Origin of the sequence: Phyllobacterium sp. YR531 (genome assembly GCF_000282595.1) — a bacterium.
Classification (GTDB): domain Bacteria; phylum Pseudomonadota; class Alphaproteobacteria; order Rhizobiales; family Rhizobiaceae; genus Phyllobacterium.
Window position 1 is genome coordinate 12,057 of record NZ_AKIZ01000037.1, and the last position, 17,254, is coordinate 29,310.

17 protein-coding genes are annotated in these 17,254 nt (G+C 52.5%); 9 read left to right on the forward strand and 8 right to left on the reverse strand.

The features are described 5' to 3' along the window. The first annotated feature begins 13 nt into the window (after positions 1–13). A complete protein-coding gene (locus PMI41_RS19860) occupies positions 14–895 on the forward strand; it encodes a methyltransferase domain-containing protein (protein ID WP_008127841.1) in 882 nt (293 codons plus the stop codon). On the opposite strand, the gene PMI41_RS19865 is transcribed toward PMI41_RS19860, so the two are convergent. From PMI41_RS19865 to PMI41_RS19885, 5 genes are all read right to left on the reverse strand, one after another. After that, the gene (locus tag PMI41_RS19865) at positions 892–1,212 is read right to left on the reverse strand and encodes a hypothetical protein (protein ID WP_008127842.1); all 321 of its coding nucleotides are present in this window, start codon (positions 1,210–1,212) and stop codon (positions 892–894) included. The two genes, PMI41_RS19860 and PMI41_RS19865, sit on opposite strands and share 4 nt — an antisense overlap. A gap of 112 nt (positions 1,213–1,324) precedes the next feature. Beyond that, positions 1,325–1,738, reverse strand: a complete 414-nt coding sequence (locus PMI41_RS19870; RefSeq protein WP_008127843.1) for a (deoxy)nucleoside triphosphate pyrophosphohydrolase — start codon at positions 1,736–1,738, stop codon at positions 1,325–1,327. Beyond that, a complete protein-coding gene (locus PMI41_RS19875) occupies positions 1,735–2,493 on the reverse strand; it encodes a GNAT family N-acetyltransferase (protein WP_008127845.1) in 759 nt (252 codons plus the stop codon). The genes PMI41_RS19870 and PMI41_RS19875 overlap by 4 nt, the downstream gene beginning before the upstream one ends. After that, entirely contained in the window at positions 2,493–3,734 is a 1,242-nt protein-coding gene (argJ, locus tag PMI41_RS19880; protein ID WP_008127846.1) for a bifunctional glutamate N-acetyltransferase/amino-acid acetyltransferase ArgJ, read from the reverse strand. Before argJ ends, PMI41_RS19875 begins: the two co-directional genes overlap by 1 nt. A gap of 76 nt (positions 3,735–3,810) precedes the next feature. Beyond that, positions 3,811–4,737: a peptidylprolyl isomerase gene (locus PMI41_RS19885; RefSeq protein WP_008127848.1), complete on the reverse strand. Its 927-nt coding sequence runs from the start codon at positions 4,735–4,737 to the stop codon at positions 3,811–3,813. A gap of 260 nt (positions 4,738–4,997) precedes the next feature. On the opposite strand from PMI41_RS19885, the gene secA reads away from it, so the two are divergent. The 3 genes from secA to PMI41_RS19900 all read left to right on the forward strand — a co-directional run bounded on the left by secA (position 4,998) and on the right by PMI41_RS19900 (position 10,554). Beyond that, positions 4,998–7,724 (forward strand): preprotein translocase subunit SecA, encoded by a 2,727-nt coding sequence (gene secA, locus PMI41_RS19890; RefSeq protein ID WP_008127850.1) that lies wholly within the window; start codon positions 4,998–5,000, stop codon positions 7,722–7,724. 122 nt (positions 7,725–7,846) lie between these two features. After that, a complete protein-coding gene (locus PMI41_RS19895) occupies positions 7,847–9,268 on the forward strand; it encodes a lipopolysaccharide biosynthesis protein (RefSeq protein ID WP_008127851.1) in 1,422 nt (473 codons plus the stop codon). Next, positions 9,268–10,554 carry a GNAT family N-acetyltransferase gene (locus PMI41_RS19900; protein WP_008127852.1) on the forward strand — a complete coding sequence of 429 codons (1,287 nt, stop codon included), beginning with the start codon at positions 9,268–9,270 and terminating at the stop codon, positions 10,552–10,554. Before PMI41_RS19895 ends, PMI41_RS19900 begins: the two co-directional genes overlap by 1 nt. A 27-nt stretch (positions 10,555–10,581) precedes the next feature. On the opposite strand, the gene PMI41_RS19905 is transcribed toward PMI41_RS19900, so the two are convergent. Next, on the reverse strand, positions 10,582–11,355 hold the full coding sequence (locus tag PMI41_RS19905; protein ID WP_008127853.1) for a sulfotransferase: 774 nt from the start codon (positions 11,353–11,355) through the stop codon (positions 10,582–10,584). Positions 11,356–11,820: 465 nt separating this feature from the next. On the opposite strand from PMI41_RS19905, the gene PMI41_RS19910 reads away from it, so the two are divergent. The 4 genes from PMI41_RS19910 (at position 11,821) to PMI41_RS19925 (ending at position 14,054) form a co-directional block, all read left to right on the forward strand. Next, entirely contained in the window at positions 11,821–12,351 is a 531-nt protein-coding gene (locus PMI41_RS19910) for a tail fiber protein (RefSeq protein ID WP_008127855.1), read from the forward strand. A 36-nt stretch (positions 12,352–12,387) separates the two neighbouring features. Then, positions 12,388–12,918: a tail fiber protein gene (locus PMI41_RS19915; RefSeq protein ID WP_008127856.1), complete on the forward strand. Its 531-nt coding sequence runs from the start codon at positions 12,388–12,390 to the stop codon at positions 12,916–12,918. Positions 12,919–12,984: 66 nt separating this feature from the next. Next, on the forward strand, positions 12,985–13,518 hold the full coding sequence (locus PMI41_RS19920) for a tail fiber protein (protein ID WP_040856075.1): 534 nt from the start codon (positions 12,985–12,987) through the stop codon (positions 13,516–13,518). A 92-nt stretch (positions 13,519–13,610) separates the two neighbouring features. Continuing rightward, positions 13,611–14,054, forward strand: coding sequence for a GNAT family N-acetyltransferase (locus tag PMI41_RS19925; RefSeq protein WP_157179450.1), 444 nt, complete (start codon positions 13,611–13,613; stop codon positions 14,052–14,054). Here PMI41_RS19925 and PMI41_RS19930 read toward each other — a convergent pair. Beyond that, entirely contained in the window at positions 14,047–14,340 is a 294-nt protein-coding gene (locus tag PMI41_RS19930) for a hypothetical protein (protein WP_008127862.1), read from the reverse strand. The genes PMI41_RS19925 and PMI41_RS19930 overlap by 8 nt on opposite strands. A gap of 227 nt (positions 14,341–14,567) precedes the next feature. Between PMI41_RS19930 and pepT the strand changes: the two genes are divergently transcribed. Beyond that, positions 14,568–15,800, forward strand: coding sequence for a peptidase T (gene pepT, locus PMI41_RS19935; RefSeq protein WP_008127865.1), 1,233 nt, complete (start codon positions 14,568–14,570; stop codon positions 15,798–15,800). A gap of 15 nt (positions 15,801–15,815) precedes the next feature. Here pepT and PMI41_RS19940 read toward each other — a convergent pair whose 3' ends face one another. After that, a complete protein-coding gene (locus PMI41_RS19940; RefSeq protein ID WP_008127867.1) occupies positions 15,816–17,252 on the reverse strand; it encodes a GGDEF domain-containing protein in 1,437 nt (478 codons plus the stop codon). Between the last annotated feature and the right edge of the window lie 2 nt (positions 17,253–17,254).

Consider the following 17,254-nt stretch of genomic DNA (forward strand, 5'->3'; position numbering starts at 1 on the left):
AGAGAAATTCGGAATGGATCGACATCAGGTCTTCGATCGAACTTTAGTACTGCAGAGAAGATTGCGTGCCCTCAAACAGCACGGAACATCTGCCGACTTTTTGCTCGCCCGTGCCGCTGATGACCTCGAAGAGCGCCTTTCCGCTGTCGAACGCCGTTTTGATGTAGCAGTTGACCTTGCCAGCCATACAGACCTTGCTGCTGAGGCTTTAAGAAGGTCGGGCAAGGTTTCGGCCATTATCCGCATTGAAGATGATGCCCGGTTTCTGACAGGCGCATCTACCGGAATTGTAGCCGATCAGGAAGTTCTTCCGCTCCAAGCCGCAAGCATTGATCTGGCCGTCTCATTGTTATCCCTGCACCTGACCAACGACACGCCCGGGACGCTGTTGCAGATAAGGCGCGCATTGAAACCGGATGGCTTGTTCCTTGGCGCAATGGCTGGCGAGAACACTCTCACCGAGTTACGCGAATGCCTGATCGCAGCCGAGAGCGAAATCAGCGGCGGTGTATCGCCCCGCGTAGCGCCCTTCGCGGATGTGCGTGACGTGGGTGGATTGTTGCAAAGGGCGGGTTTTACATTGCCTGTGACGGACATCGAAACCTATACGGTCCGCTATGACAACCTGTTCGCGTTGATGCGTGACCTGCGCGCGATGGGGGTACAGAACAGCCTGTTCGGGCGATCCCGCAAGCCACTGACACGGCAGTTCTTTATGCGGGCGGCGGAAATCTATGCCGAGCGCTTCAGCGATCCTGACGGACGCATCCGCGCGACGTTCTCATTCATTTGGATGTCCGGCTGGGCCGCGCATGAATCACAGCAGAAGCCACTGAAACCCGGTTCGGCCAAGGCTTCACTGGCCGACTTCCTCAAAGACGCTGAAAAAGATTAGCAGTCGCCGGTTTTCAGGCCGTTATTTTGGATTACGCAAACCGAATTGGGGGTGTTCTGCAGGACGCTGCGACGAATCGTATAGGTTGACGGATCAGCTTTTTTTATCGAGCCTGTCTGGATTTCATCCAGGGAACGGCCCGCTGAATAGTCCACAACAGCCTGACTGGTCCGATTGGCCAATGGCGCAATAATAAGCGCCAGCGCGACAGCCGCTGAGCCGAACAGCAATGTAATCCGCAGGATTCCTCCAGCTGCGCCGGAAAAACTGCCGGTTTGCATCAGATCATCATCGATGTAATCGTTTTTGCGCGCCATAACCCACCCTGAAAAATGCGCCTCAAGAATAAGTAAAAGTCGCTCAATCAGGTGAAGGATCAATTAACCGTTAGAGTTAACGGACAAGAATGCAGCCTAACGTTGCATAAAATTAGAGCAGATCGATCAAAAACGGGATGAGAGGGATATCGGCCTCGGGCATCGGATAATCGCGCATGTCCTTCGGGCGCACCCATTTAAGCGCCTGCCCCTCCATCGAACGTGGTATGCCTTCGTAGCGACGGCAAATGAAGAGCGGCATCAAGAGGTGGAATTTCTCATAGGTGTGGCTGGCAAATGTCAGCGGAGCCAGACAATCCGGTTTGACCGTGATTCCCAATTCTTCCTGCAATTCCCTGATCAGGCTGGTTTCGGGCGTTTCGCCGGATTCGACTTTCCCGCCGGGAAACTCCCACAGCCCGGCCAGCGACTTGCCCTCCGGTCGCTGGGTCAAAAGCACCCTTCCATCGCCATCAACCAGAGCACATGCTGTCACCAAAAGTATTGGAAGAGTTTTTTCAGTCATGCTTCAGCTGCCTGCCAGTAAGCGTATTGATAAGCTTCTCTAAATCCCATGGATTGGTATAGTGCGATTGCGCCCGCATTACCTGCCTCTACCTGAAGCCACGCTTTGGTCGCACCCTGCTGCACCGCCCATTTCAAAGCGGATTTCACAATAGCGCGACCAAGCCCGCGACGTCGCTGATTCCCGGCTGTTGCAATTCCAAACAGTCCCGCCATCGCACCATCGGACACGCAAATGGCAGTCGAAACAGGAACACCGGAATCTTCGATAGTGAATAAGCCTCGAGCGGGTTTGATCGAACCAATCACATCAATCAGGCCAGATTTCAGGGTGGCAGCTTCCCCCTGCACGTGTAAAGATGCATCGACAAAGCCGCCAATATCGGGCTGAACAACCAAGTCCTTCGCATCCGATAAATCCACAGTGGCCAAGTCGGCAATCATTATGAGCGAGTCATCGAATCGCACCCAGCCAGAACTCGCCAGATATGATTCAAGCTGTTTTGGTGCCAAGGGAGAAAGTCTGAATACACATTTGCGACCGGAGGCGCGAAAGCGTTCTACGGCAGCCGCCACGCGCTGTTCAATGTTATCCGTATCACCCGGATCAAGCGGGTTAACCGAATTCAGGCGCTTCGATGGGTGCTTTTTCGTAGTACGGATTGCCCAGCTTCCATCGTAATGTACGGAGGAAGCTGGCCAAGCCCGAAAACCCAAAGCTTCGATCTGTCTGACCTGCGTTAAAGCGAATGACATCAGCTGCGGTAATCACCGTTGATCGCCACATATTCCTTTGTCAGGTCGCAGGTCCAGACTGTCGCTTTGCCCTTACCGAGACCAATATCAACGCGAATATGTATGTCTTCGTTTTTCATATAGGCGGATGTTGCTGCTTCCGAATAATCCGGATCGCGTTCGCCTTCACGAGCAACGCGAATATCCCCGAACCAGATCGCCAGAAGATCGCGATCAGCCGGTTCACCGGCCTTGCCCACCGCCATGACGATCCGGCCCCAATTGGCATCTTCGCCAGCGGCAGCTGTCTTGACCAACGGAGAATTGGCGATTGACAGGGCGATTCTCTTCGCAGACTTGTCAGATTTTGCACCAGTGACCGTGATTTCAAGCATTTTGCGAGCGCCCTCGCCATCCCGCACAACCTGCAAGGCCAAATTCTTGAGAACATGGTCCAAAGCCTTTGCAAAAGGCTTGAGGCGCTTGTCCTTTGACTTCGTAACGGGCTCCGCACCACGCTCGGCTGCCGAGCCGGTCGCAAAGAGCAACAATGTATCGGAAGTCGATGTATCGCTGTCTACAGTTACCGAGTTGAAGCTTTTGCCGACAGCTTTGGAAAGGAGTTCCTGCAAAACGTCCGAAGCAATCGGTGCGTCCGTCGCGATGAATGAAAGCATGGTTGCCATGTCGGGTGCGATCATACCCGCCCCTTTGGCAATACCATTAATGGTGACCGGGACACCGCCCAACAATACTGTTTCTGTAGCAACTTTCGGAAATGTATCCGTGGTCATGATTGCGCTGGCCGCATCCTGCCAGCGTCCAGTGATCGCTTGCTCCGCCATTCCTTCCAGCAAATGGCTGAATTTTCCGGCATCCAGCGGTTCGCCGATCACGCCCGTGGATGCGAGGAAAATCTCACCCGGCTTGCAACCAACAGCTTTGGCTGCAGCGGCGGCAGTAAGTTTGGTCGATTCCCGCCCTTTTTTCCCCGTAAAAGCATTGGCATTGCCTGAGTTGACAATGACTGCTCGCGCAGAGCCGCCCTTCAGACTGGCCCGGCAGAAATCCACTGCAGCTGATGGGCATTTTGACCGGGTGAAAACACCGGCAACAGCCGCAGGCTTGTCAAAAACCATCATCACAACATCAGTACGGCCTTTATATTTTATGCCTGCCTCAGCCGTGGCAATCCTGACGCCGTGAATTTCAGGCATCGCAGGGAAATGTTTGGGGGCTAGCGGCGAAACCGATGTAGACATCTACAACCTCGAAAGATGGGAAAGAACGGCCTGATGGAGAAAAGGCCCGCCTTCAATCAGCGGGCCTTCAGTTCTGTTACTGCTGACCTTCGGTTGCAGCCTTGATCGCTTTTTCCGTTTCCGGATCCTTGAAAGTGACCTTCAGATCGCCGCGTTCTTTCTTGACGAGCTCCATATAGCGCTCGCGGATAAGAATCGACTTTACCTGTTCCTTTACCTGCTCAAACGCTGGTGGCTGTTGAACGCGCTTGTCTTCAAGCTTGATGACATGGAAGCCAAACTGAGTCTGAACCGGAACCTTGGTGTATTTGCCAATTTCCAGCTCATTTGCCGCCTTTTCGAATTCCGGAACCATCTGACCGGCACCGAAATAACCAAGATCACCACCCTGTGCGGCGGACCCGTCTGTCGACTTTTCCTTGGCCACGTCCTCAAAGGAAGCGCCGCCATCAAGCTGCTTGATGATCGCTTCGGCTTCTTCCTTGGTCTTTACCAGAATATGACGCGCACGAACCTCGTTCTGCGGAGGCATTGCCGCCATTTCCTTGTCATAGCGCGCGCGGACATCAGCGTCGCTGATCTTGTCGACAACCTGCTGCTTGAAGTAGTCATTATGAAGCGCACGATCCTTCAGGAAGGCGACACGTGCCTTGAACTCCGGTGTCTGGTCAAGCTTTTCGGCTTCAGCCTTGGCAGCAAGCGACTTGATGTCGATTATGGCAGCCAGAGCGGCCAAACGACGCTGGTCATCAGGAAGGCGGGCAAATTGTGGATCGAGATCAGCGGAAATCTGGTCAACATCAGCAACGGTAATATCGCTACCGGCAATCGTTGCGAGAACCTTCTTGGGATCCTGCGGTGCAGCAGGTTTTGCCGCATCAGCTGCCGGTGCAGGCGCTACGTCCTGCGCTATCGCGCTATTCTGAACGAGAGCCACTGTGGAAACGCCCGCTAAAAACGTGGCAACAGTCATCAATGAAATTGTCTTGCGCAATAGGTTCATGTTCAATTTTCTCCTTGGGAGGACCGGTACGGGCTATGAATATGGCAGAATTTGGCCATAGCGAAGCAACGCTTCAACATTGACATCATTCAAGGCCCCTCTTATCTGTCCAACGGCTTTGCGTCCAGATAGCTTGGCAGAAGATGCTCTTATACCTTTGACTTGATAGTCCAGATATATGGCAGATTTGTAGTTTCGGACATCGGACGCTTCAAATGCCGGTACAAGCCGGCAGAACGTATTTAAAGAGAGGACCAGGGATGGTCAGTTTCGGCGGCTTGGCTCGCAAGCTTTTTGGCTCTTCAAACGAGCGTCGCGTAAAGGGGTTCAAGCCTCGTGTTGATGAGATCAATGCGCTTGAACCGGAAATTTCGGCCCTGACGGACGAACAACTTCAAGGCAAGACTGCGGAATTCCGTGCGCAGCTGGCAAATGGCGCAAAGGTGGACGACCTGCTTGTGCCCGCATTTGCCGTTGCTCGAGAAGCCGCCAAGCGCGTTCTCGGCATGCGTCCCTTTGATGTTCAGCTCATCGGCGGCATGGTTCTGCACAATGGCGGCATTTCAGAAATGCGCACCGGTGAAGGCAAGACGCTCGTCGCCACCTTGCCGGTTTACCTGAATGCGCTCGAAGGCAAAGGCGTTCACGTTGTTACCGTCAACGACTATCTTGCAAGCCGCGACGCCCATTGGATGGGCCAGATCTACAACTTTCTCGGCTTGAGCTATGGCATCATTGTCCACGGCCTCGACGATGAAGAACGCGCCAAAGCGTATAATGCCGATATCACCTATGCGACCAACAACGAGCTTGGCTTCGATTATCTTCGCGATAACATGAAGTATGAGCGCGCGCAGATGGTTCAGCGGCCGCATCACTACGCCATCGTCGACGAAGTGGATTCGATTCTCGTCGATGAAGCACGCACGCCACTGATCATTTCAGGTCCGCTGGACGACCGTTCGGATTTTTACAATCTCATCGATACGTTCATCCTGCCATTGCAGCCTGAAGACTATGAAATCGATGAAAAGCAGAAAACAGCGATCTTTACGGAAGATGGTACAGAGAAGCTGGAAAACCTGCTTCGTGAAGCCGGTCACCTGAAGGGCGATGGCCTGTACGATATCGAAAACGTTGCGGTGGTCCACCACGTCAACAACGCGCTTCGTGCCCACAAGCTTTTCCAGAAAGACAAGGACTATATCGTCCGCAATGACGAGATTGTCATCATTGACGAGTTTACCGGCCGCATGATGCCGGGTCGCCGCTTCTCGGAAGGCTTGCATCAGGCGCTTGAGGCCAAAGAACATGTGACAATCCAGCCAGAAAACCAGACGCTGGCTTCGATCACCTTCCAGAACTACTTCCGTATGTACAAGAAATTGGCGGGTATGACTGGTACGGCTTCAACGGAAGCGGAAGAGTTTGGCAATATTTACGGTCTGGAAGTTACGGAAATTCCGACCAATAATCCCGTCAAACGTCTGGACGAGGACGACGAAGTTTATCGGACCGTCGAGGAAAAATACAAAGCCATTATTCGCGACATCCGCGAATCTGCCGCCAAGGGTCAGCCCGTACTGGTTGGCACGACATCCATTGAAAAATCAGAACAACTTGCGGAGCGTCTTCGTAAGGAAGGCTTCAAGGACTTTCAGGTTCTGAATGCCCGTTATCACGAGCAGGAAGCCTATATTGTTGCGCAGGCAGGTGTTCCCGGTGCGATCACCATCGCCACCAACATGGCGGGCCGCGGTACTGATATTCAGCTTGGCGGCAACCTTGAAATGCGCATTGCGCGCGAACTCGACGACATGCCTGCGGGTGAAGAACGCAAATCCAAAGAAGATGCAATTCGCGCCGACATTGCTGTTCTGAAGGAAAAGGCGCTGGCTGCCGGCGGCCTTTATGTTCTGGCAACAGAGCGCCATGAAAGCCGCCGTATCGACAATCAGTTGCGCGGCCGTTCAGGTCGTCAGGGTGATCCGGGTCGCTCGAAGTTCTTCCTGTCTCTACAGGACGATCTGATGCGTATTTTCGGTTCCGAGCGCATGGACGGAATGCTTCAGAGGCTGGGCCTCAAGGAAGACGAGGCTATCGTCCATCCCTGGATCAACAAGGCGCTTGAAAAGGCGCAGAAGAAGGTGGAAGCGCGCAACTTCGACATCCGTAAAAATCTTCTGAAATACGATGACGTGATGAACGATCAGCGCAAGGTGATCTTCGAGCAGCGCATCGAAATCATGGATGGTTCCGACCTCAGTCAGACGACAAAGGAAATGCGTGAGGATGTTGTCGAGGATCTGACCAACCGCCATACCCCGGATGGCGCCTATGCCGAACAGTGGAACGTCAAGCAACTCGATGAGGATGTACGCACCATCCTCAATCTCGACCTTCCGGTAACGGATTGGGCGCTCGAAGACGGCATAACCGCGGATGATATTCGCGAGCGCCTTTTCGAAGCCGTGGAAAAAGCGGCGACTGACCGTGCCGAGCGTTTTGGCCCTGAAATCATGGCCTATGTCGAAAAATCCGTCATTCTCCAGAGCCTTGATGCCCTGTGGCGTGAGCATCTGGTAAATCTTGATCATTTGCGTTCGGTTGTCGGTTTCCGCGGCTATGCTCAACGTGATCCGCTCAACGAATACAAGACCGAAGGGTTTGAGCTGTTCCAGACAATGCTCGTGAACCTGCGCCAGAACGTGACATCACAACTCATGCGTGTTGAGCTTGTGCGTGATGCAGCCGCTGCACAGGAACCCGAACTGCCTCCGATGGAAGGCCACCATATTGATGGCACAACCGGCGAAGACGATTTCGGCGAAGGTAGCATGCTTGCCGTGCAGGAAGATTTGCGCGTTGTCGATCCGGAAGATCGCGATCCCAACAATCCGCAAACCTGGGGCAAGATTGGCCGCAACGAAGCCTGTCCTTGTGGTTCGGGCAAGAAGTACAAACACTGCCACGGCGCATTTGTCTGACAACCTATAAAGGCCGCGTTCAACGCGGCCTTTATTTTATCAGGCATTTCACCGGCTTTTCGAACCGTTTCTAAAGGTTTACTTGTTAAAGCTCCTGCGTCGATCATGAATGGAGCTACCCTTTGCGTTTCTCTGCGGTAAAGACTGCAGACCGGCTTTTGCCGGATAAACTGACCCGTCAGCTTCATCCATGGCTTCAGCGTCTGGATGCGCTGCTCGACGGGAGCAATCAGCATGCCGTTGCACAGCGTGTGTCGCTGATCGCTTTCGGCATTCGAATTATCAGCGCGGCCATAGCTCTTCTATCGCAGGTCATCTTTGCAAGGTGGATGGGACAGTTTGAATACGGAATCTTTGTTCTCGTATGGGTGACTGTCGTCATTCTGGGCAATCTTTCCTGTCTTGGCTTCCAGACAAGCATTATCCGCTACGTGCCGGAATACCTTGAACGAAACCAATTGGAGCGCCTGCGGGGTATCCTGTTTACCAGCAAGCTGTTCGCAGTTTCCATGACCACCTTTCTGGCTCTTGTCGGAGCGGCAGGCGTATATCATTTCCGGGACACCCTCGAAGCCTATTACGTCACGCCCTTTTTGCTCGGCTTTATCTGCCTGCCAATGATCGCGTTGGGCGATACGCTTGATGGTACAGCGCGCTCGCGCTCCTGGGTTATGGTCGCCCTCACCCCGACATATATTGTCAGGCCGGTTCTGACTCTTATCGTCATGAGCATTGCCCATGCTGCCGGATTTCCGCCAACTGCCATTATTGCCGTGATCTGCTCAATAATCGCGACATACACCACATCGCTCGTTCAACTGGCGGTGGTATGCAGCCGCTTCAATGCCGTCGTTGCGCCCGGTAGAAAATCCATCCGCTTTGGCGAGTGGTTCACAGTCTCGTTGCCAATTTTTCTGGTGGAAGGCTTTTTCTTTCTGCTGACCAACGCAGACGTGCTGATGGTCGGGCGGTTCATGGAACCTGATAAGGTCGCCACATATTTTGCTACTGTAAAGCTCTTGGCGCTCGTGCATTTCGTTTACTTTTCGGTGAAAGCGGGCGCAGCCCAACGTTATTCCGAACTCATGCATACAACCGATCATAACCAACTGGCCTCTTTTGCCCGGGATACTGCACGCTGGACATTCTGGCCCTCGCTCGCAATGGCTCTGGTACTGCTGATCCTGGGCAAACCGCTGCTTTATCTCTTTGGCACGGAGTTCACGGAAGGCTATCCCCTGCTCTTCATCATGGTTATCGGTGTCGTGGCGCGGGCATCTGTCGGCCCAGCTGAAAGCCTGTTGAACATGGCCGGCAAGCAGAAAATATGTGCTGCCGTCTATGCCATCACACTGATTGTTAATATCTGTCTCAGCATTGTGCTAATCCCGGCCTATGGTCTGACCGGGGCCGCATGTGCCACTGCTTTTTCAATGATGTTTGAAGCGGTGACGTTGACGCTGACCGTGTACAACCGTTTAAACATTACGATGTTCGTTTTTGCCGGCAGGATAAGTGAAAAACCTGCCAAGGAAGAAATCTGATGGCAGCAATCCCGCTCCTCGAAGAACTGGCCGGTGGTCCTTCTGCACAGATCATTGCGCAGCTGTCTGGGATGGATTCATCGCGTGATGCAACAAAGCAGCTAGAGGAAACGCTGGGCAGCCGGGCCATTCCCCGCAAGCTTTCCATCTATTCCGCCTCCGCAGGTTTCGAACTGCTCGATGAACTCGAATATCTGACCTACCGCACTATCGAGCCAAACGTCTTCTTCAATCCGCGTTTTCTCGCCCCTGCCATGCCGCGCCTTGACGACAGGCAAGTCCGGTTCATGGTCATGCGCGACGAAAACGATATCAAGAGTCGTCTGCGCTTTCTTATGCCCTATACAATCGAGCGTCCGGGGTTTGCCTTTTCCGGCACCATCATGCGGGCTTGGGCGACACCTTTCGGACCACAGGGAACGCCGCTCATTGACCGCGACGATCCAGTTGGCGTGCTAAATGATCTGTTTGACATGCTGGGCCGCAAACATCTGAAGCTGCCGGAAATCCTTGTGTTTCCGGATATGCTGCTTGACCGTCCCGTGGCACAACTCATCCGGTCCATAGCGATGGATCGCAATCTGCCGCTCGTGACCACGCATCAGGTTGAACGCCCCTCCATTGAGAGTACCAAGGAGGCTGATGAATACCTTCGCGAGGCCATTGGGGCACGCCACGCCAAGGAATATCGCAGGCTCTGGCGGCGGCTTTCCGAAAAGGGTTTGTTGACCCATGTTGTCAGCCGCAGCGAAGAAGATATACGCCGCAAACTAGAAGATTTTCTGGCGCTGGAAGCCAGCGGCTGGAAAGGTCAGCGTGGTTCGGCCATGGCCGTGGATCGTTTTCGAGCAGCGTTCGCTCGCGAGGCGGTCAATAATCTGGCTGCCCGTGATCTTGCCCGCATCCATTCACTGGAACTGGATGGCAAAGTCATCGCTGTACTGATTGTATTCGTTGAGGCCGGTGACGCGTGGACGTGGAAAACGGCCTATGATGAAAGTCTGTCCGGGTACTCCCCCGGCGTACTTTTAATGATCGAAGTGCTGAAGAACCATCTGGAAGACCCGAATATCGTCCGAACGGATTCCTGTGCTGTACCAGACCATCCTGTCGCATCCCGCCTGTTTCAGGAACGTGAAAAAATCGGAACTCTGGTCATCGGGCTTACACCGAAAGCTGATCGCGCGACACGCCAGGCTGCATCGCAAATCCATCTGTACCGGCGCACTCAAAACATCGCTCGTCTGGTGCGTGAACGCCTGCGGGAATTGACCGGGCGCAGCTAGAGTCTCTCTTGTTGAAACAGAACCAGTCTATGGCCGTGCATAGCCGAGACTGATCAGATGGCGCATCGCGTTGGCAGGAACATCAGTATCCGCAAGGCGATCATGATAAGCTCCAGTATGTTTGAAGGGATTTTCAGAAACGTGATCCTCCGGAGTTTCTGAATCGGAACCCAACAATACGTAAGCGGCATGGCCCGCACTTTCCAAAGTAAATCCGCAATATTCGGCAATGCTGGCCGCAACTTTCTCAGGATATTGCAGCAAATCCTCCTGCCTTATTGCAAGGTGGTCAACGCGATCCCTCCATGAGAGCCAGGCTTCAATCGAAGCCACCCATCGTTTGAAGCCTATATCGCAATCACTCTCGATCGTCTTGCGCAACATACTCGCAACCACATCGCGCCCATCACGATAGATATAGATGATCTTGGCATCCGGAAAATGCGCTTTGACGGTATCTATGTGAAAGACATAGTCCGACCATTTATCACCCCACCGCCATGCGTCGCGCTTGCCATAGACCGAGTGCAAGGCTGCAACAAAACCCTCTTCTGCCTCAGAACCCGTAAGCTCAAGCTGATAATGCCAATATTGCAGCCACAGGTTTTGCTGAACCTCATCCCGTTTATTTTCAAGCCATTGGGTCAACGAAAATTGATCCTGCCATGCGGGCCAGGCGAACAATGCCCATTCGTTGGAGATCATCATCCCGTTATCGTTCAAAATACGAATGATGGCTGTCGTGCCACTTCTCTGACACCCGCAAACGATTATCGGGCTGCTTTCAGCGCCAGCAGACATTAATCTCCCCCATTTTTAGATTTATATTCTACAAGAAGAGAAAAACTGGCAATACAAATTACGACAAACATTGCTTCCCTTACAGCAATAAAGATATAACTTTGGAAATAAGGTAAAATCCTCTGCCGGATCAAAATAAAAATCTAATATTTTCAGATAATATTTTGAAAATTCAAATAAAATATTTGTACAAATAACAATAAATAACCTTTATATGATAAAATACTTACTATAGATTTATTATAAAAACAAGAATACGTTATTAAATAATAGTACAAACATAATTCGCAGAATCTACGATACTCACCAAACAAAAATTAAAATTACCAAAATATACATTTGATTTATATGATGAGATTTTTGATATCTATATAAAATGAACAATAAGCACCAAAAATTATGCTTGCATTATCTACAACTATTGAGCGAGTATCGCGAACAAAGCAAGGCAACAGGGGTGGGGCAATGACTGAAGTCTTTTTGGGCCAGATAATGCTTACAGGGTTCGCATTTGCGCCAAAGACCTTTGCTTTGTGCAATGGGCAGATTTTATCCGTCGCCCAGAACCAAGCCTTGTTTTCACTTCTTGGCACAACTTACGGTGGCAATGGCCAGACAACATTTGCCCTGCCAAATCTCCAGAGCCGTACACCTGCCGGATTTGGCCCATCTGTAGATCAGAGCTGGTCGCCGAGCCCCTATGCTTTGGGCGAAACGGGAGGCGTGGAAAACGTAACATTGCTTCCTCAGCAACTGCCACAGCATACCCATATAGCTATGGGTACGACAACCGCTGGCAATCAGCGCAGTCCGAGCAATGCGCTCTACGGCACAAACAGTACAGCGATTTATGGCCCCTCAAGTGGCCCGCAAGTTCCATTGTCCGGATCAACAGTAATGCCAGCGGGCAATAGCCAGCCTCATAGCAATATTCAGCCATACGAAGTCATCAGTTACAGCATTGCTCTGGCGGGAATTTACCCTTCACGCAATTAACATTCGAACATTAGAGATGTGGATGGAGGACCATAGATGAGCACCCCTTATGTCGGAGAGATTCGGATGTTCGGTTTTTCCCGGGTGCCCAATGGCTGGTTCGCCTGTGACGGGTCCCTCAAATCCATCGCGGAATATGAAGTTCTGTACGTGCTTATCGGAACCACCTATGGCGGCGATGGACAAGTTACGTTTGCAGTGCCGAATTTGACCGGCCGTGTACCGATACATTGGGGCACAGGCCCCGGACTATCCAACTACGTACCCGGGCAATTGAGCGGAACTGAAAACGTCACGCTGATTTCCACACAGATGCCAAATCACAGCCACACCATGCTTGCAACGACCAGTCTGGCAGCAAATACCGCGGTTGGATCAACTGTAGAACTTGGATCGCTGAACGGCGATACGATGTATGCCACGGATGTTACAGGCGCTGGCGCAGCCATGACATCGCCGGCCTCCACGCAAATTACCGGCGGAAACACAGGGCACGACAACACCATGCCTACGCTGACTACACAGTTTTGCATCGCTTGGGCCGGTGTATTCCCGTCACAATCTTAAACCGCACACTATTAAGAGATTTGCCACAGCTGGGCCAGATCAGCCCGAAACATGAAAGACACGACAATGACAGAACCTTTCATCGGTGAAATCCAATTGTTCGGTTTTAGCTTTGCTCCAAGAGGCTGGGCCTCCTGTAACGGGGCAACACTAGCGATCCAGCAGAACACCAGCTTGTTTGCTTTGCTGGGCACGCAATATGGCGGCAATGGTCAAACCACCTTTCAGTTGCCGAACTTCACCAATCGCGCCGGTTGCCAGCAAGGTGCTGGAGCAGGACTGACAAGGCGAACGATCGGGGAAACTTTTGGCGAAAACAGTGTGACGCTGACCACCAACGAGATGCCTGCCCACACGCACGCTTTTACGGTCTATAACCAAACCGATCTGAACAAACGAGCGGCATCGCCCAGCACCGGCAATTCCTTGACGCCCCCAAGATTGAGCAGCCCTTATGCGACGGCGAGCCAAGCCAATGCTGCGTTCTCTCCGGCGATGATACAGCCGTCGGGAAACAGCCAACCTCATGAAAACAGACAGCCGTTTCTGGCCTTGAATTACAGCATAGCCCTTCAAGGTGTATTTCCGTCTTTCGGATAATGGCAAATCAGCTTCCGGCATTTCCTGTGCGGACGGATGGCCTCGTCACGCCCGTAAACTTTGAGACGCTGCGTTTTGCAACGAGCGAAGACTTGCCGTTCCTGCGTGAACTATATCGTTCTTTTCGCTTTGACGATCTGACGCCCTTGCCGTGGTCGATAGAAGAAAAACATGCATTTCTCGACCAACAATTTGGTATGCAACACCGCTATTACTTAGCGGTTTTTCCGAAAGCTGACTTCCTGGTAATCGAACGGAATAGTTTGCCCATCGGCCGCCTTTATATCAATACAAGTAGCTGTCCCTGGCACATTATCGATATCGGCTTCCTGCCTGAATGGCAAAAACAGGGGCTGGGCCGAGCCCTGCTTCAGGACATACAAAATGCAGTTGCAACCCGGCATGATTGTTCTGTGATTTTGCATGTAGAACGGGCGAATGTCCGCGCGCGCTCCCTTTATCAAAGCTTGGGATTTGTCATCACCGATGACACCGATACCCATATTGGCATGACGTGGCCTGCACCTGTCAGTTAAACACGGCCTGATAAACGATGCCGTCCTTGTCTCTGGCAACCGGCACCAGAAATATATCCAGGACACCAAGTACAGCATTATTCAGCCGATATATTTTCTGAGGCAGAACAATCTGCGACATGCTTCTGAACAGCAGGGAAAATGGCGCTCTCCGCACTCCCGGAAATCCGCTCTCAGGCAAAGGTCGGGCTTCGGTCAGCGTAAACTGGATAGAGCTGCCATCCATCTCGATGGCAAATCCTTCACCTACACAGCCCGCAAACTGCTCCAGCGTTACAATACCCATCTCGCCCTCTCATCTGCCTGAAATCAGCGCGGCATTCGCGCGCATTATTTCAAACTCTCCCCGAATCCATCTCTTGCAGGATATCTTCTGATAGTATTTCTCGCTTAGAAACCGGAAGCTTGCAACGGGGCAGTGGGTGCAAAAATACGCAAAGAAACGAAACTGTTTCACACCCGGCACAGCAGGCGCTAAACAGACTGACTACTGATGCAAATTGGATGAAACCTATGACCGATACAGTTACCGACCGCTTTCTTCGCTACGTCGTGATTGATACTCAATCTCATGCCAGTTCTTCAACGAAGCCCACCACCAGAAAGCAACTGGATCTGGGACGGGTGCTGGTTGCTGAATTGCTCGAAATCGGACTGACTGACGCGCATCTGGACGAACATGGTTATGTTTATGCAACCATTCCGTCCAACGTCGAAAAAGATGTGCCGGTCATTTGTTTTTGCTCGCATATGGATACGGCCCCGGACTTCACCGGGACAAATGTGAAACCACAACATGTCCTGAATTACCAGGGTGGGGATATCCGGCTGACTGGAGACACACAGCAGGTCATCAAGGTGAAAGATCACCCTGTCCTGCTTGACCAGATTGGCAATGACATCATCACGACCGATGGCACCACGCTGCTTGGCGCGGACGACAAGGCTGGGCTTGCAGAAATAATGACTGCAGCGCAAATCCTGATGGACAACCCCGATATCAAGCACGGCACCATCCGCATTCTATTTACTCCGGATGAAGAAGTCGGACGCGGTGCAGATGCAGTTGATCTTGAGAAGCTTGGCGCGCGTTTTGCCTATACGGTTGACGGCGAAACTGCCGGACACATTGAAGACGAAACATTCTCGGCAGATGGTGTTGAGATCACTATTCAGGGCGTTGCCATCCATCCGGGCTTTGCCAAGGACAAGATGGAAAATGCCATCAAGATCGCTGGCGGTATTATCGCTGCTTTACCTCGGGACATTGCCCCTGAGACAACACAGGAGCGCGAGGGTTTCATTCATCCTGTGGGTGTGACCGGATCAATGGAAAAAGCGACGCTGAGCCTCATAATTCGCGATTTTGACGATGAAGGACTGGCTGACAAGGAAGCACTGTTGGAAGAGCTGGTCAGGAAGGTCATCGCTGACTATCCGGGCTCCAGCTACAAATTTGCCGTGACACAGCAATATCGCAACATGAAGGCAATTCTCGACCGCAACCCTGAGATCGTCGACAACGCCATGGAAGCTATCCGGCGGGCGGGCATGGAACCCGTGCGCGGTAGCATCAGGGGTGGAACAGATGGCTCCAGACTGTCTTACATGGGGCTGCCTAGCGCCAATCTGTTTGCTGGTGGGCATGCATTTCACTCGCCCCTCGAATGGGTCAGCAGGCAGGATATGGAACGAGCCGTCAAGACAATCGTGGAACTTGCCCGCATATGGCAGGAACGCGCCTGACAGCATCCTGTTTTGCTATGCGGTAGAACTGACGATCCTGTTGCGGCCGTTGTTTTTGGCCTCATAGAGCAATGCATCGGCTTTGGTGAGCAGTAGATTTATGTTGAGCGTAGTTGGGCTGCGGGTAAAAACCAGCCCGCCGCTCACCGTGACGCAGATGTCGCTTCCGTCCAGATGGCCGACACGCAACTCTTCAACGGCCTTGCGGATTTCATCTGCCACCATTTCCGCTTGCGCATTATTGTCGACCGAAAGAACAAAGCCAAATTCCTCTCCACCGAGCCTCCCCATGAGGTCTGATTTTCCCAGGATTGCCGACAGACGGGAGGTAAAAGCCACCAGCACCCGATCGCCAGCGCTGTGGCCATATTGATCATTGATAGCCTTGAAATGATCTATATCCATCAGGATTATTGCCGTGCCTTTGCCGCTCAGTGAGCGTTCTGCTAGCGTCGCGGTCGCCTGTTCTATAAATTCACGGCGCGAAAGAGAGTTTGTCAGGAAATCATAGCGTACTGCCCGCTCCAGCCTGGATATGAGTTCGGTGCGCGCCGCATTGATACTAGCCACTGACAAAGGACCAAGCGCGATCAACACTATCGCCAGTCTGACCGACATTATCGAGTTCAGCGCATCCCCTTCCACGAAGGATGAATACAAACCTGACGTCACCAGCACTGTTTGCACGGCACAATACAGGAATGAACAACAAGCCACGTAAAACAGTTCATACCGGACGGCACACCACAAAAGCGCCGGGACCGAATAAGCAAACGCACCAACACCCCCGACAAGGCCGCTTCCGGCAAGCGACAGTATAAATGCAATGGCCGGCAGCCAGTCGTTGATGATGAATGCAGGTTTGTGCAGCACGCTCATGATGGCTGCCTGCAATCTTCCCGGTGAAGGAATTGTAAGCGCCACGGGCAACACAATAATGAGGTTTACTAGATCCCCCGTGAACCAGAAGGCAAAACCGGTTAACAGTTCCCGGTCGTACAAAATCTTGGTCACGCTGCTGCCGACAGTGGCTGAACACACAGTGGCAATGACGCAGATGCCGAACATGTAGATTATCGACAATGGCCTTCGCAGGCGCTGATCACCTCTGGGCAATTGTTGGAAGAGGAAAAAACCGGAAGCCACGCCCGCAAGGTTCGCGCCAGTCAACCAAAGGGTTGTCCAGATATTCGCGCCGGTGATCATGTCTGCCGCCAGATAGGCAAAACATGCGCTGGTCCACCCAGCGGGTGTCGACAGTCGCGGCTTTCTGATCATCAGACCGAGCAATATCGGATTGGCCGGCCAGAAAGATGCCAGCAGTCCCATGGGCCGGGTGAATATGCCGAGCAGGGAGGCCACAAATACAACTCCGGCCACAAGCAATATGCCTTCGGCACTTCTGGTCGCCATGGCGGTATAGTCAAATGCTGCGGCGGATTGTTTACGCAAAA